General features: G+C 70.7%; 11 protein-coding genes. 2 read left to right on the top strand and 9 right to left on the bottom strand.

The window, feature by feature from the left end:
* Positions 1-10: 10 nt before the first annotated feature.
* Entirely contained in the window at positions 11-1,126 is a 1,116-nt protein-coding gene (arsB, locus tag H297_RS0100900; RefSeq protein ID WP_027735511.1) for an ACR3 family arsenite efflux transporter, read from the bottom strand.
* A complete protein-coding gene (locus H297_RS0100895; protein ID WP_027735510.1) occupies positions 1,123-1,521 on the bottom strand; it encodes a metalloregulator ArsR/SmtB family transcription factor in 399 nt (132 codons plus the stop codon). Before H297_RS0100895 ends, arsB begins: the two co-directional genes overlap by 4 nt.
* An 80-nt stretch (positions 1,522-1,601) precedes the next feature.
* Between H297_RS0100895 and H297_RS0100890 the strand changes: the two genes are divergently transcribed.
* A complete protein-coding gene (locus tag H297_RS0100890) occupies positions 1,602-2,036 on the top strand; it encodes an ArsI/CadI family heavy metal resistance metalloenzyme (RefSeq protein WP_027735509.1) in 435 nt (144 codons plus the stop codon).
* A 582-nt stretch (positions 2,037-2,618) separates the two neighbouring features.
* Here H297_RS0100890 and H297_RS33755 read toward each other — a convergent pair.
* The 3 genes from H297_RS33755 to H297_RS0100875 form a co-directional block, all read right to left on the bottom strand.
* Positions 2,619-3,068: a DUF4186 domain-containing protein gene (locus H297_RS33755; protein ID WP_051351383.1), complete on the bottom strand. Its 450-nt coding sequence runs from the start codon at positions 3,066-3,068 to the stop codon at positions 2,619-2,621.
* Positions 3,065-4,072 carry a helix-turn-helix domain-containing protein gene (locus H297_RS33750; protein ID WP_051351382.1) on the bottom strand — a complete coding sequence of 336 codons (1,008 nt, stop codon included), beginning with the start codon at positions 4,070-4,072 and terminating at the stop codon, positions 3,065-3,067. The genes H297_RS33755 and H297_RS33750 overlap by 4 nt, the downstream gene beginning before the upstream one ends.
* A gap of 181 nt (positions 4,073-4,253) precedes the next feature.
* Positions 4,254-5,447, bottom strand: coding sequence for an alcohol dehydrogenase catalytic domain-containing protein (locus H297_RS0100875; protein ID WP_027735508.1), 1,194 nt, complete (start codon positions 5,445-5,447; stop codon positions 4,254-4,256).
* Between the two features lie 228 nt (positions 5,448-5,675).
* Here H297_RS0100875 and H297_RS33745 point away from each other — a divergent pair, with 228 nt between their 5' ends.
* Entirely contained in the window at positions 5,676-8,372 is a 2,697-nt protein-coding gene (locus H297_RS33745; protein WP_037792452.1) for an excinuclease ABC subunit UvrA, read from the top strand.
* Positions 8,373-8,939: 567 nt separating this feature from the next.
* Here the strand turns inward: H297_RS33745 and H297_RS0100865 are convergent.
* The 4 genes from H297_RS0100865 to gcvT all read right to left on the bottom strand — a co-directional run bounded on the left by H297_RS0100865 (position 8,940) and on the right by gcvT (position 13,931).
* Positions 8,940-10,322 carry an L-serine ammonia-lyase gene (locus tag H297_RS0100865; RefSeq protein WP_027735507.1) on the bottom strand — a complete coding sequence of 461 codons (1,383 nt, stop codon included), beginning with the start codon at positions 10,320-10,322 and terminating at the stop codon, positions 8,940-8,942.
* Between the two features lie 651 nt (positions 10,323-10,973).
* On the bottom strand, positions 10,974-12,248 hold the full coding sequence (locus H297_RS0100860; protein ID WP_027735506.1) for a serine hydroxymethyltransferase: 1,275 nt from the start codon (positions 12,246-12,248) through the stop codon (positions 10,974-10,976).
* Between the two features lie 90 nt (positions 12,249-12,338).
* On the bottom strand, positions 12,339-12,719 hold the full coding sequence (gene gcvH / locus H297_RS0100855) for a glycine cleavage system protein GcvH (RefSeq protein WP_027735505.1): 381 nt from the start codon (positions 12,717-12,719) through the stop codon (positions 12,339-12,341).
* A gap of 81 nt (positions 12,720-12,800) precedes the next feature.
* Entirely contained in the window at positions 12,801-13,931 is a 1,131-nt protein-coding gene (gene gcvT, locus H297_RS0100850) for a glycine cleavage system aminomethyltransferase GcvT (protein WP_027735504.1), read from the bottom strand.
* Positions 13,932-14,081 lie beyond the last annotated feature (150 nt).

Raw genomic sequence — 14,081 nt, 5'->3', positions numbered from 1 at the left:
CCCGGCGGTGTCACTCGCGGGCCCTCTCCCGGGGGATGAGGGGCTCGGCGGCCGGTGCGGGGTCAGGGAAACGGTGACGTGCGGCGAGGGCGACGTGGACGAGGCCGATGAGGACGGGCACTTCGATGAGCGGGCCGACCACTCCCGCGAGGGCCTGTCCGGAGGCGGCGCCGAAGGTGGCGATGGCGACGGCGATGGCGAGTTCGAAGTTGTTGCCCGCGGCGGTGAAGGCGAGTGTGGTGGTGCGGGCGTAGGGGAGGCCGATGGCCTTGCCCAGGGCGAAGGAGCCGGAGAACATCAGGGCGAAGTAGGCCAGCAGCGGCAGCGCGATGCGGACGACGTCCACCGGCTGCGAGGTGATCGTCCTTCCCTGGAGGGCGAAGAGGATCACGATGGTGAACAGCAGGCCGTACAGCGCCCACGGGCCGATCCTCGGCAGGAACGTGGACTCGTAGCGTTCCCGGCCGCTCCTCTTCTCGCCGACGCGGCGAGTGAGGAATCCGGCGGCCAGGGGGATCCCGAGGAAGACGGCCACGTTCAGCGCGATGTGCCAGACGGAGACGTCCAGGCCCTGGCCGTCGCCGAGGCCGAGCCACCGCGGCAGCAGGTCGAGGTAGAACCAGCCGAGCAGGCCGAAGGCGACGACCTGGAAGACGGAGTTGAGCGCGACGAGCACTGCCGCTGCCTCGCGCTCCCCGCAGGCCAGATCGTTCCAGATGATCACCATTGCGATGCAGCGCGCGAGGCCGACGACGATGAGTCCGGTGCGGTACGCGGGCAGGTCGGGCAGGAAGATCCAGGCGAGGGCGAACATCACGGTAGGGCCGACGCACCAGTTGAGGACCAGCGAGGAGGCCAGCAGCTTCCGGTCGCCGGTGACGGTGCCCAGCCGGTCGTAGCGGACCTTCGCCAGGACCGGGTACATCATGACCAGCAGGCCGAGTGCGATCGGCAGGGAGATTTCGCCGATCTCGACCTGGCTCAGCGCCTCGCCCAGCCCCGGAACGACCCGTCCCAGTCCGAGGCCGGCACCCATGGCGAGCAGGATCCACACCGCCAGGAAGCGGTCCAGGGCAGACAGTTGGGACGCGACGGGGGCTGTGGCCGTGGTGGTCTGCTCCGTCACGAGGCGGCCTCGCCGGGTGACTCGGCGGGCGGGAGCGGCTGACCGGTGGGCCGGGTCAGGATGCCGGCGAGCCGGTCGGTCGTCTCCGGCAGCAACCAGTAGTACACCCACGTCCCGCGGCGTTCGCAGTCGATCAGCTCGGCCTGTCGCAGGAGCTTGAGGTGGTGGGAGACCGTCGGCTGTGACAGGTCGAAGGCCGGGGTCAGCTCGCACACGCACACCTCGCCTCCCGCCCGGGAAGCGATCATCGACAGCAGCCGTAGCCGCACCGGGTCCCCGAGTGCTTTGAAGACCCTCGCCAGCTCCACCGACTGCTCCTCGGCCAGCGGCGAGGACAGCAGCCCGGGGCAGCACTCCTCGGTCCGGGCGGGCCTCCCGAGCTGTTGTTTCGACATCCGTCTATGTTGACGAACTTCGATGCCAGGTGCAAGCTCGGCATCGACACACTTCGATGCAACGTGATGGGGAGGCCCCCATGTCCCGTGTTCAGCTGGCACTCAACGTCCCCGACCTCGACGCCTCGGTCGCGTTCTACTCCAAGCTCTTCGGCGTCGAACCGGCCAAGCGCCGCCCCGGCTACGCCAACTTCGCCATCGCCGAACCTCCGCTCAAGCTCGTCCTGATCGAAGGCGGAGGCGGCCAGGAGACCCACCTCGACCACCTCGGTGTGGAGGTCGACACCACTGCTGTCGTCGACGCTGCCACCGACCGCCTGAAGGAAGCCGGACTGGCCACCTTCGAGGAGAACGACACCTCCTGCTGCTACGCCCTCCAGGACAAGGTCTGGGTCCACGGCCCCGGCAAGGAGCCCTGGGAGATCTACGTCGTCAAGGCCGACGCCGACCGCATGGGCAAGGCGCCCGCCCCCGACAGCACCGCTTGCTGCGCAGACGACCAGCCCGCAGCCTGAACCGTTCGCCCTCGATCGGCACGATGACCAGGTGCTCGTCAGGGCGAGGGCAACGGTGCGTCGCCGCATGAGGGCTGGGCGTGTGCTGACCGACCGTCGGCGACGACGTCTCCGCCGGACGGCCACGGTCAGGAGGAGCGTCCCCCGAGGAGCCACGCCCCAACTGCGCACACCACGTGGGGTGGTGGGCCGAGGGGCAGGAGAGGGTGTGGCCGCGCTCGGCGGCGCCGCTTCTCCGTGCTGGGCCCGGTGCTGCGAGCTCGCGCGGCGGCGGCACGGGCCGCAGGCGGCAGGCGCGACGGTGCAGTGGCGGGCTGCTCGGGCTCGGGGCCGGCACCGGCTACGGCGTACCTCGTCGAGGGGGCGAGACTCGACGCCTTTCCGTTCACTCCCCGCAATGCGGCCGAGTTGGGACGGACGGTGCGACGAGTCGCTCACCGGTGCGTAGAGCGGATACCGGCCTCTTCCTGGCAGACGGCTGCCGCCTGCTCGGCAGCTACGACGCCGCGCCTCGACCGCGATGCGGGGCCGAGCGGCCGCGGCACCCGGACGCAGGGACCCGGCCAGAGGGCTGCCGGGGATTCAGAACAGGGTCGGAGGATGGTCCGGCCGGGGTCTCGGGCCGACCCGGCACTCGTTCTCGATCCAGCGGCAGACGAGGTCGACGACGTGCTCCCGCTCCCGCTCGGTGAGCTCGTGTCCCTTGGTGATCCCGTGGTTGATCCGCAGGCAGGTGCGGCAGCATGTCGCCGTGGCGTGCTGCGCTCGGAAGACGGGATGGCCTCCCCAGGGGGTCTGCCTGCCGTCCTTCACGGGGTGGGCCGGAGCGAGGCGCGCGTCGATGAGCTCACGAGCGTGCCGCCGGACGGTGTTCATGCCGCGGAGAGCGACGTATTCGCGCTCGGGCGGGCGGAGGCGGAACTTGGCGCGGAAGGGGATCCGGGCGATCCGCGCCAGTGAGGCATCCAGCCGTTCCTGCTTGATGGCTCCGCTCGCACTCTCACCGTCTGCCGGCCCGCCCGGGGACGTCATGTCTTCGGGCCCGGGGTGACCGGGGCAGACGGTCCGCTCGTGACATCGGCCTCCCTGTACTCGCTGGGGGTCATGCCCGTCTCCGTGCGGAAGGCGCGGTAGAACTGCACCGGGCTGGAGAAGCCCGTCTCCAGCGCGATCGTGGAGATCTGCTTGCCCGGCTGCATCCGCAGCATCAGCCGGGCGCGCTCGAGCCGCAGGGAGCGCAGGCGCGCCATGGCGGACGCGCCCGTGCCCTCGAAGAGGCGGAACAGGGTCCGGCGGGAGACGTGCAGGCCCGCGGCGATGCCCTCGGCGTCCAGATCGGAATCCGCCAGATGCGCGCGCATGTATGCCAATGCCTCGCCGCGACGCAGCGACGCGGGCATCTCCCACCGACCGGGGGCGAGCAGGCCGATGAGTGATGTTCCCAGCGCGGTCGCCTGGGGCTCGAGGCGGTGCGCGCCGAGGCGGTCGCCGTCCTGGCGGCGCGCGAGGTTCACGAAGAACGCCGCCACCGCGCCCGTCGCCCCGCCGCAGTCGAACTTCCTGGCGAGCAGATCGTCGCTGCGGCTCACGGCGGCCGACGAGAACGCCTCGTCGGCGCGCAGTTCGAGGACGACCTGCTCGTAGCAGTCCTTGGCGCACAGGGAGAAGGGCACGGCGCTGTCGTAGATCACCATCGAGCCGGGAGTCACGAGGGTTCGACGTCCCGCCTGTTCGACGAGCAGGCTCCCGCTCAGCTGGAACACGAGATACAGGTACTCCTCGTCCTCGCGCCCCTGCGCGATGTCGCTGGCCGAGCGCCGGACCTCCTCGGGCCGGGCCCGCTTGGTGGACAGACGGAAATCCGCGTACCGGCCCAGACTGATCTCACCGCCGAACGAACCGCCGACCGGGTCAGTCCGCACCGACACGTACGCTTCCCGCCTGGCCTGACGCCAGTAGTCGACCTCGGCGCCCTGCGGGGCGCGACGGGTGGAGTAGGACGTCAGGCGCGGCATCGAGAAGCCATCTTGCGCCATGGCCGTGCCTTCCTTCTGACTGCTCCGCGCCGGTTTGTCCGGGGCTCGCGGTGTCCTGCCCCCAGGGTACGCCGCAGGCTCCTCCCCGGCCTTTCGCCGACCCAGGCGCCGGCGACATGGGGTTCCGGCCCGCAGCCTCCCCGAAAGGAGACTGCGGGCCGGAACCGTGCGGAGGGCGGCCTCAGGCGGGAATGAGGCCGTGGGGGTCGATGATGAACTTGTCGGACACTCCCGTGTCGAAGGTCGCGTAGGCGTCGGGGGCGTCGTCGAGGCCGATCACCTTCGTGTTGAGCATGTCGCTCAGGTAGGGCATGCGGTCCCACAGGATCGCCATCATCAGCTCGCGGTTGTAGTGCATGATCGGTGCCTGCCCGGCGGATATCCGCGGCGACTTGATCCATGCCTTGCCGAAGTCGATCGGGAACGTTCCCGCTTGCTCGGCTTTCGACTTCGCGAGCGGGTCGGGGCCGTAGACACCGATGACTCCGGTGGCTCCGCCTGCACGGGTGGCGTCGAGCACCTGGTTGATGGCGTAGGCCGGGTTCATGTCATCGGCCTCGCGGCCGATGCCGTGAGCCTCGGCGCCGACGTAGTCGACCGCGCAGTCGACCATCGGTTCGCCCAGGATGGCCTCGATCTGGTCGGTGAGCGCAGCGTCCTGGTTCAGGTCGATCGTCTCGCAGCCGTTCTTCCTCATCAGCTCCAGACGGTCCTTGTGGTAGTCGCCGACGATGATGCAGGACGCCCCGAGGAGGCGAGCCGCCGCTGCCCCGCAGCGGCCGACCGGACCGGCCCCGGCGATGTACACGGTCGACCCGGGCTTGGCACCGGCCTCCATGAGACCGTGGAACGCGGTGGGCAGGATGTCCGAGAGCAGCGCCAGGTCACGGATCTTCGCCATGGCCTGGTCCCTGTCCGGGAAGCGCAGGAGCTGGAAGTCGGCGTACGGGACGAACAGGTACTCGGCCTGGCCGCCGGTCCAGTCGCCCAGGTTGAAGCCGTAAGCCCCGCAGGCCACGTCGGGGTTCGTGGTCTCGCAGACGTCGGTCCGGCGCGCCCGGCAGTTGCGGCACCGGCCGCAGGCCACGTTGAACGGGACGGAGACGAGGTCGCCCTCGGCGAGGAACTCGACGTCAAGGCCGACCTCGACGACCTCCCCGGTCATCTCGTGCCCCATCACCATTCCCTGAGGCACCGGGAAGGACCCGCGATAGATGTGCAGGTCGCTGCCGCAGATGTTGGTGGCGACGATCCTGAGGACGACTCCGTGCGGAGCCTTCCTCCCGTTCGGCATCTGAAGCTTCGGAAAGTCAAGGGACTCGACGCGCATGTCTTTCGGGTTCTGGAAGAGGACGGCGCGGTTGCTGCTTGCCATGACGATCTCCTCTTGCTGATCGGGGAACCCGGCCGCAGGAGTGCCGGCGGTCATTCCGGTGGCTTCGCGACCTCGGCTCTCCCAACGTAGGGCTGCCACTCAACGTACGCACGCCGGAATCGGACCCTCCAGGCCCTGCGTGCCAAGGCACCAACGCCGCGTGCCACGCTCCCGACCAGGCATGTCATCTCCATCTGGGCCGGTCCGCGCGTTGCTAGTTTTGAAGGCATGACCGACGCAGCAGCGCCCGCCCCCCGGGGACCCTCGCCCGTCCAGGCCGATGTCCGGGTGCTGGGCGCTCGCGAGCACAATCTCAGGGACGTGGACCTGACGGTGCCGCGCGACGCAACGGTGGTCTTCACCGGCGTCTCGGGGTCGGGCAAGTCCTCCCTCGCCTTCGGCACCCTCTACGCGGAGTCGCAGCGGCGCTACCTGGAGTCGCTGGCCCCGTATGCCAGGCGGCTGATCGACCAGGCGGGCGTCCCCGACGTCGACTCGATCACCGGGATGCCTCCGGCCGTCGCCCTGCAGCAGCAGCGCGGAGGGCGCAGCTCCCGCTCGTCGGTGGGCAGCATCACCACGCTCTCGTCCCTGGTGCGCATGCTCTACTCGCGCGCCGGCGACTACCCCGACGATCAGCCGATGCTCTTTGCCGAGGACTTCTCCGCCAACACCGTTCAGGGAGCCTGTCCGCAGTGCCACGGCATCGGCCGCGTGTACGAGGTGACTGAGCAGAAGATGGTGCCGGACCCCTCCCGCACGCTGCGCCAGCGTGCGATCGCCTCATGGCCGACCGCCTGGCACGGCCACCAGCTGCGCGACGTCCTCGTCGCGCTCGGCTACGACGTCGACGTCCCCTGGAAGGATCTGCCGAAGAAGGAGCGGGACTGGATCCTCTACACCGACGAGACCCCCTCCGTCCCTGTCCATTCCAGGCTCACGCTCTCCGAGGCGCGCGCCGCGACCGAGGCGGGCGTCGAGCCGAGCTACCAGGGCACGTTCGTCGGGGCGCGCCGCTATGTGCTCGACACCTTCGCCAACACCAGGAGCGCCTCGATGAAGCGCCGCGTCGCCCGGTTCCTCGACGTGGCCCCGTGCCCGTCCTGCCACGGCAAGCGGCTCAAGGCCGAAGCACTGACCGTGACCTTCGAGGGGCTCGACATCGCCGACTTCTCGGGCCTGCCGCTGTGGGAGCTCGCCTCGCTGCTGGAGGGGGCCGTCGCGGACGCCGCACAGCAGGCAGATGCTGCCTTTGGCAGTACGGGGAGCTCTGGCGAGGCCCTGCACGCCGACGCGCGCCGCCAGGCCGTTCAGCAGCGCGTCGCCGCCGGGGGATCCGCCCACGCGGCCGCGCCCGACGTACGCCGCACCCCGAACCGGTCGGCCGAGAAGCTGGCCACGACGGCGCGCCTGGGCACGGAGCTGATCGACCGCCTGCGCCCCGTCATCGACCTGGGGCTCGGCTACCTCTCCCTGGACCGCACCACGCCCACGCTCTCGGGCGGCGAACTGCAGCGCCTGCGGCTGGCCACCCAGCTCACCTCGGAGCTCTTCGGCGTCGTATACGTGCTCGACGAGCCCTCGGCGGGCCTGCACCCGCAGGACGTGACCGCGCTGCTCGGAATCCTCGACGGGCTCAAACGCCGGGGCAACAGCCTGTTCGTCGTCGAGCACTCCGTCGACGTGATGCGGCACGCCGACTGGCTCGTCGACATCGGCCCTGGCGCGGGCGAGCGCGGCGGCCGGATCGTCTACAGCGGGCCGACCGACGGCCTCGCCGACGTCGAAGAGTCGGTGACCCGCGGGTACCTCTTCGGCGGCAGCGGTCTCGGCCCGCACTCGCCACGCCGGCCAAGCGGATGGCTGGAGCTCGACGGCGTCACCCGCAACAACTTGCGAAGCGTGTCCGTCCCGATCCCCATGGGCGTTCTCACCGCTGTGACCGGCGTGTCCGGATCGGGCAAGTCGAGCCTGGTCAGCCAGGCGCTGCCCGCACTGCTCACCGAGCGCCTCGGGCGCGCCGTGCCCGTCGACGAGGCCCCCGAGGACGACGAACTGCTCCTGGCTGATTCCTCCGACAGGCTCGAGGGCGCGCTCGACGGGGACCTGACCGGCGTGCGCCGCGTGGTCAGCATCGACCAGAAGCCCATCGGCCGCACGCCCCGCTCCAACGTAGCTACCTACACGGGCCTCTTCGACCATGTACGCAGCCGCTTCGCGCAGACACCAGAAGCACGCTCCCGTGGCTACAAGCCCGGCCGGTTCTCCTTCAACGTCACCGGCGGCCGCTGCCCGACCTGCGAGGGTGAGGGCTCGGTGATGGTCGAGCTCCTCTTCCTTCCCTCGGTCTACACCGAGTGTCCGGACTGCCACGGTACCCGCTACGAAGCCAGCACCCTCCAGATCACCTGGCATGACCGGAACATTGCCCAGATCCTCGCGATGACCGTCGAGGAGGCCCACGCGTTCTTCACCGGCGAGGAAGAGATCATGCGGGCCCTGTCCTCGCTGATCGACGTGGGGCTCGGGTACCTGCGGCTCGGGCAGCCTGCCACCGAGCTCTCCGGCGGGGAAGCTCAACGCGTCAAGCTCGCCAGCGAGTTGCAGCGCGCCCAGCGCGGGGACACCCTCTACGTGCTCGACGAGCCGACCTCCGGACTGCACTGCGCCGACGCCGACCGTCTCGTCACCCATCTGCAGACACTCGTCGAAGCGGGTAACACCGTCGTGATGGTCGAACTGGACATGCGCGTCGTCGCCGCGGCCGACCACGTCATCGACCTCGGGCCCGGAGCGGGGGAGGCCGGCGGCACCGTCGTCGCCAGCGGCACCCCGGCACAGGTCGCCGAAGGAGGCGTCGGGGCGTCGGCGAAGTACCTCACTGTCGCGCTCGAGGAGTCCGCAGCGCTGCGGCGCTCCGCATGACGCGCAGCGCCTGCGCGAAGACTTCACCCCGACGGGAAAACCCGAAAGCCGATCAGGGGGGGCATCCGCCCATCGAAACGGGCGGCTGCCCCGGGACCGGGGAGGCACACCCATGAGGTACCACGACGTGCACGCCGCCCCCGGGTCGCCGGACGACGCATGGATCCTCTGCGGGGACACGGGCTTTGTCCATGCTCATACTGCGAGAGCGGACACCGTCCCTTTCATCCCAGGCTTCGGGGAAGCTTTCGGTGTGTGTTGCGCCGCTGCTGTCTCAGCCAGTGGCCATGCTCCACGGACCCCTCGGGCCGAGTGTGGCTGCTCGTGCCCGACAACGGTGCCCGGCCCACGATTGGTCGTCCGGCAGCTACACGGTCATCGAGCCGTTCGAGCGGACGCGATGTGCGGGTGATGGGGTCTGTCGTCTCATGCGCCAGGCGCACACGGCCCACTCTTCAGTCACTTCCAGCTCTGTCGCAGGGACTTATGAGGGACTTCCCGTCGTACAGAAGGGCAGGCCCGTGACAGCGCCGAAAGACGCGAATCACCTGGTCAGAGCGGGGCCGCTCAGCACTCGATGACGTTCACCGCGAGGCCGCCGCGGGCCGTCTCCTTGTACTTGACCTTCATGTCGGCGCCCGTCTCCCGCATGGTCTTGATGGCCTTGTCGAGGGAGACATGGTGGCGGCCGTCGCCGCGCAGGGACATGCGGGCGGCGGTGACGGCCTTGACCGCGGCCATCCCGTTGCGCTCGATGCAGGGGATCTGGACGAGACCGCCGACCGGGTCGCAGGTGAGGCCGAGGTTGTGTTCGATGCCGATCTCGGCGGCGTTCTCCACCTGTTCGGGGCTGCCGCCGAGGATCTCGGCGAGGCCGCCCGCTGCCATGGAGCAGGCCGAGCCGACCTCGCCCTGACAGCCCACCTCGGCGCCGGAGATGGAGGCGTTCTCCTTGAAGAGCATGCCGATGCCGCCTGCGGCGAGCAGGAAGCGGACCACGGCGTCGTCGTCGGTGCCGGGCACGAAGTGGTGGGCGTAGTGCAGGACGGCCGGGATGATGCCGGCCGCACCGTTGGTCGGCGCGGTCACCACGCGGCCGCCCGCGGCGTTCTCCTCGTTGACGGCCATCGCGTAGAGGGTCGTCCACTCCGTGGCGTGCGCCTCCGTCTGGCCCTCGGCGCGCAGTTGCCGGGCGGAGGTGGCGGCCCGGCGGCGGACCTTCAGCCCGCCGGGAAGGATGCCCTCCTGGTTGAGGCCGCGGGCCACGCACTCCCGCATCACCTGCCAGATTTCCAGCAGACCGGCCCGGATCTCCTCCTCGGTCCGCCAGGCCTTCTCGTTCTCCAGCATCAGCCGGGAGACCGACAGCCCCGTCTCGCGGGTGAGCCGCAGCAGGTCGTCGCCGGTGCGGAAGGGGTGGCGCAGGACGGTGTCGTCCAGTTTGATGCGGTCCTCACCGACGGCGTCCTCGTCGACGACGAACCCGCCGCCGACCGAGTAGTACGTCTTCTCCAGCAGCGGTGCGCCGGTCTCGTCGTAGGCGAAGAGGGTCATGCCGTTGGCGTGGTACGGCAGGGAGCGCCGCCGGTGCAGGATCAGTTGGCTGCGCTCGTCGAAGGCGATCTCGTGCGCGTCCCCTATCTCCGCGGCGAGCAGCCGCAGCCTGCCCTGTTCGCGGATGCGGGCCACCCTCGCGTCGGCGTTCTCGACGTCGACGGTGCGGGGGGACTCGCCCTCCAGACCCAGCAGGACGGCCTTGGGGGTGCCGTGCCCGTGGCCGGTCGCACCCAGGGAGCCGAACAGTTCGGCGCGGACGGACGTGGTGTGTGCCAGCGCGCCCTCGTTCTTCAGCCGCCGCACGAACATGCGCGCCGCGCGCATCGGGCCCACGGTGTGGGAGCTCGACGGGCCGATGCCGATGGAGAAGAGGTCGAAGACCGAGATTGCCATGGTGTGGCTCTCCTTGCCCTGGTGGGGCGAGTGGGATTGCTGGTGTGCGGTCCGGGGCGCGGGCCCCGGATTCCGCTCCGGGTTCCGCCGGAACCGTGCCCGAGGCCACCGGGTCCTCTCGTCCGGATGCGGATCCCGAACGCCGGGACTCCGCTTACGGATCCGGACCCGGCTCCCGGGACTCCGATCCCGGACCCGGTCCCTGGTCTGGTTTCCGGACCCGGCTTCCCTGGAGGCTCGGCCCCCGGGTCCCGGTCCTCGGAAGCGGCTTCCCGGGAACGCGGCCCCGGACCCGGCCGCCGGAACCGATTCCTGGACCCGGTCCCTGGATCCGGTCCCCGGACCCGGTCCCTGGATCCGGTCCCCGGACCCGGTCCCCGGACCCGGTCCCTGGACCCGGCCCCCGGGCCCGCCTGTGAGGGACTTGGCCGCCCCGGGCCCCCTGGCCCGGAGCCCCGGAGCCCCAGGTTCCGGCCCCGGTACCGGCTCCCCGGAAGACCTGGCCCCGGGAACCGGCTGCCCGAAGACCCGGTCCCCCGACCCGGCCCCCGGTCCCCCGGGCCCCGGTCACCGAAGCGACCGGGGCCCGGGGACCGGGGGCCGAGCGGGGCGGACCACCGAGCGGCCTGCGCCCGAAGGTGCCCCGGGCGCCTACTTGTCCAGTGTGGGGTACAGCGGGTGCTTCTGGGCGAGCGCGCCGACCCGCGCGGCCAGCGCCTTGCCCTTGGCGTCGTCGAAGCCGGGCAGCAGCGCCTCGGCGATGATGTCGGCGACCTCGGCGAAGTCCTCCTCGGTGAAGCCGCGGGTCGCCAGCGCGGGCGTCCCGATGCGCAGCCCGGAGGTCACCATCGGCGGCCGCGGGTCGTTGGGTACGGCGTTGCGGTTGACGGTGATGCCGATGTCGTGCAGCCGGTCCTCGGCCTGCTGCCCGTCCAGCTCGCTGTTGCGCAGGTCGACCAGGACGAGGTGCACGTCGGTGCCGCCGGACAGCACCGAGACGCCCGCGTCGACCGTGTCCTGCCGCAGCAGGCGCTCGGCGAGGAGGCGCGCGCCGGCCAGAGTGCGCTGCTGACGCTCCTTGAAGTCGTCGCTGGCGGCGATCTTGAAGGAGACGGCCTTGGCGGCGATCACGTGCTCCAGGGGGCCGCCCTGCTGCCCGGGGAAGACCGCCGAGTTGATCTTCTTGGCGTGTTCCTTCTTCGAGAGGATCACGCCACCGCGCGGGCCGCCGAGGGTCTTGTGGGTGGTGGTGGTCACCACGTCCGCGTACGGCACCGGGCTCGGGTGCAGCCCGGCGGCGACCAGCCCGGCGAAGTGCGCCATGTCCACCATCAGCAGCGCGCCGACCTCGTCCGCGACGCGGCGGAACGCGGCGAAGTCGAGCTGCCGCGGGTAGGCGGACCAGCCCGCGACGATGAGCTTGGGGCGGTGCTCCTTGGCCAGCCGCTCGACCTCGTCCATGTCGACGCGGCCGGTGGCCTCGTCGACCTTGTAGGCGACGACGTCGTAGAGCTTGCCGGAGAAGTTGATCTTCATGCCGTGGGTGAGGTGCCCGCCGTGCGCGAGGTCCAGACCCATGATGGTGTCGCCCGGCTTGAGCAGCGCGAACATCGCCGCCGCGTTGGCCTGGGCGCCCGAGTGCGGCTGCACGTTGGCGGCCTCGGCGCCGAACAGCGCCTTGACCCGGTCCCGGGCCAGGTCCTCGACGACGTCGACGTACTCGCAGCCGCCGTAGTAGCGGCGGCCCGGGTAGCCCTCGGCGTACTTGTTGGTGAGCACCGAACCCTGCGCCTCCATGGAGGCGACCGGAGCGAAGTTCTCCGAGGCGATCATCTCAAGGGTGGACTGCTGACGGTGGAGTTCGGCGTCGACAGCGGCGGCGACGTCGGGGTCGACCTCGTGGAGGGAGCCGTTCAGAAGCGACATGGAAACAACCATTCCTGGGAAATGGGCGGGGCGGGCAAGCTGCCCGGGACGACCGGCGGACCGGCCGGCCCGTAGCCGGGCCTGGGCGGCTCAGGCGCCCGAGGCGAAGGCCGCGTACTCGTCGGCCGAGAGCAGGTCGTCCGGAACCTCGGAGACCTTCACCTTGAACAGCCAGCCGCCCTGGTAGGGGGCGGAGTTCACCAGCGCCGGGTCGTCGACGACGTCCTCGTTGATCTCGGTGATCTCCCCGGAGGCGGGGGAGTAGAGGTCGCTGACGGACTTGGTGGACTCCAGCTCGCCGCAGGTCTCACCCGCGGTGACGGTGTCCCCGACCTCGGGGAGCTGGACGAAGACGACGTCGCCGAGCGCACTCGCGGCGTGCTCGGTGATGCCGACCGTCGCGACGCCGTCCTCGGCGTCGGACAGCCACTCGTGCTCCTTGCTGTAGCGGAGCTGCTCGGGGTTGCTCATGGGTCGATTCTCCCGGATGCGGTAGGTGCGGTGGAAGCAGGTCTTGGCTGGTGGACGGGGCCGCCGGGCGTGCGGGCGACGTCAGTCGCGCTTGTAGAAGGGCAGCGCCACGACCTCGTACGGCTCGTGGGAGCCGCGGATGTCGACGGCGACGCCCTCCGTGCCGGGGGGCGCGTACGCCGTGTCCACGTACGCCATCGCGATCGGCTTGCCCAGCGTCGGCGACGGGGCGCCCGAGGTGACCTCGCCCACCACCGCACCGTCCGCGGCGACCACCGGATAGCCCGCACGCGGCACGCGCCGTCCCTGCGCGATCAGTCCGACCAGCTTGCGCGGCGGCGCGGTCTCGGCCCGCTCCTTGGCGGCGGCCAGCGCCTCCCGGCCCACGAAACGGCCCTCGTTCGTGGTCTTCTCGAACTTGACGATCCTGCCCAGGCCCGCGTCGAACGGTGTCAGCGACGTCGACAGCTCGTGCCCGTACAGCGGCATGCCCGCCTCCAGGCGGAGCGTGTCGCGGCAGCTCAGCCCGCACGGCACCAGTCCCGCGTCCTGACCGGAGGCGGTCAGCGCCTCCCACACCGCGACGGCGTCCTCGGTGGCCACGAACAGCTCGAAACCGTCCTCGCCGGTGTACCCCGTACGGGCGATGAGCGCCGGCTTGCCCGCCACGATGTCGCGCTCGCCCGCGTAGTAGCGCAGCCCGTCGACGTCGAAGCCGGTCTGCTGCTTGAGGATGCCCGCGGCGGCCGGGCCCTGCACCGCGATCAGGGCGTACTTGTCGCGGTCGTCCCGCACCTCGGCGCCGAACCCGTCCTGCCGCTCGCGCAGCGCGTCCAGGACGGTCTGCGCGTTGGCCGCGTTGGCGACGACCAGGTACTCCTGGTCGTCGAGCCGGTAGACGATGAGGTCGTCGAGGATGCCGCCCTGCTCGTCGCAGATCATCGTGTACCGCGCGCGGCCCACGGCCAGCTTGGACAGGTTGCCGACCAGCGCGTGGTCCAGCAGCGCGGCCGCCTGCGGCCCGGTCAGGGTGATCTCGCCCATGTGGGAGAGGTCGAAGAGGCCGGCGGCGGAGCGCACGGCCAGATGCTCCTCGCGCTCGCTGCCGTAGCGCAGCGGCATGTCCCAGCCGGCGAAGTCGGTCATGGTGGCGCCCAGCGCGCGGTGGGTGGCGTCCAAAGCGGTCTTGCGGGCGGCCGACGGCTCGCTCATTCAGGCTCCCAGGTACCGGAAAGGGGTGTGACGCGGATGTCCTCCCCATCTGTCATCGGAACCTGAGAGGTTCGCCGACAGCCCCGACGCGGCGGAGTGCGGCTTGCACCTTGGGTGGGACCGCCGGCCCGCGCCGTGGCGGAGGACCGG

This window comes from Streptomyces sp. CNT360, assembly GCF_000424785.1.
Note: the sequence above shows the minus strand (reverse complement) of the source record. Positions and strands in the feature narration are given on the sequence as shown.

What these genes read in the sequence shown, in the direction of transcription:
- gcvT (WP_027735504.1), bottom strand. Translation starts at nt 13,931, where the DNA reads ATGAGCGAGCCGTCGGCCGCCCGCAAGACCGCTTTGGACGCCACCCAC.
- H297_RS33755 (WP_051351383.1), bottom strand. Translation starts at nt 3,068, where the DNA reads ATGACGTCCCCGGGCGGGCCGGCAGACGGTGAGAGTGCGAGCGGAGCC.
- H297_RS0100875 (WP_027735508.1), bottom strand. Translation starts at nt 5,447, where the DNA reads ATGGCAAGCAGCAACCGCGCCGTCCTCTTCCAGAACCCGAAAGACATG.
- H297_RS33745 (WP_037792452.1), top strand. Translation starts at nt 5,676, where the DNA reads ATGACCGACGCAGCAGCGCCCGCCCCCCGGGGACCCTCGCCCGTCCAG.
- H297_RS0100865 (WP_027735507.1), bottom strand. Translation starts at nt 10,322, where the DNA reads ATGGCAATCTCGGTCTTCGACCTCTTCTCCATCGGCATCGGCCCGTCG.
- H297_RS0100895 (WP_027735510.1), bottom strand. Translation starts at nt 1,521, where the DNA reads ATGTCGAAACAACAGCTCGGGAGGCCCGCCCGGACCGAGGAGTGCTGC.
- H297_RS33750 (WP_051351382.1), bottom strand. Translation starts at nt 4,072, where the DNA reads ATGGCGCAAGATGGCTTCTCGATGCCGCGCCTGACGTCCTACTCCACC.
- H297_RS0100860 (WP_027735506.1), bottom strand. Translation starts at nt 12,248, where the DNA reads ATGTCGCTTCTGAACGGCTCCCTCCACGAGGTCGACCCCGACGTCGCC.
- gcvH (WP_027735505.1), bottom strand. Translation starts at nt 12,719, where the DNA reads ATGAGCAACCCCGAGCAGCTCCGCTACAGCAAGGAGCACGAGTGGCTG.
- H297_RS0100890 (WP_027735509.1), top strand. Translation starts at nt 1,602, where the DNA reads ATGTCCCGTGTTCAGCTGGCACTCAACGTCCCCGACCTCGACGCCTCG.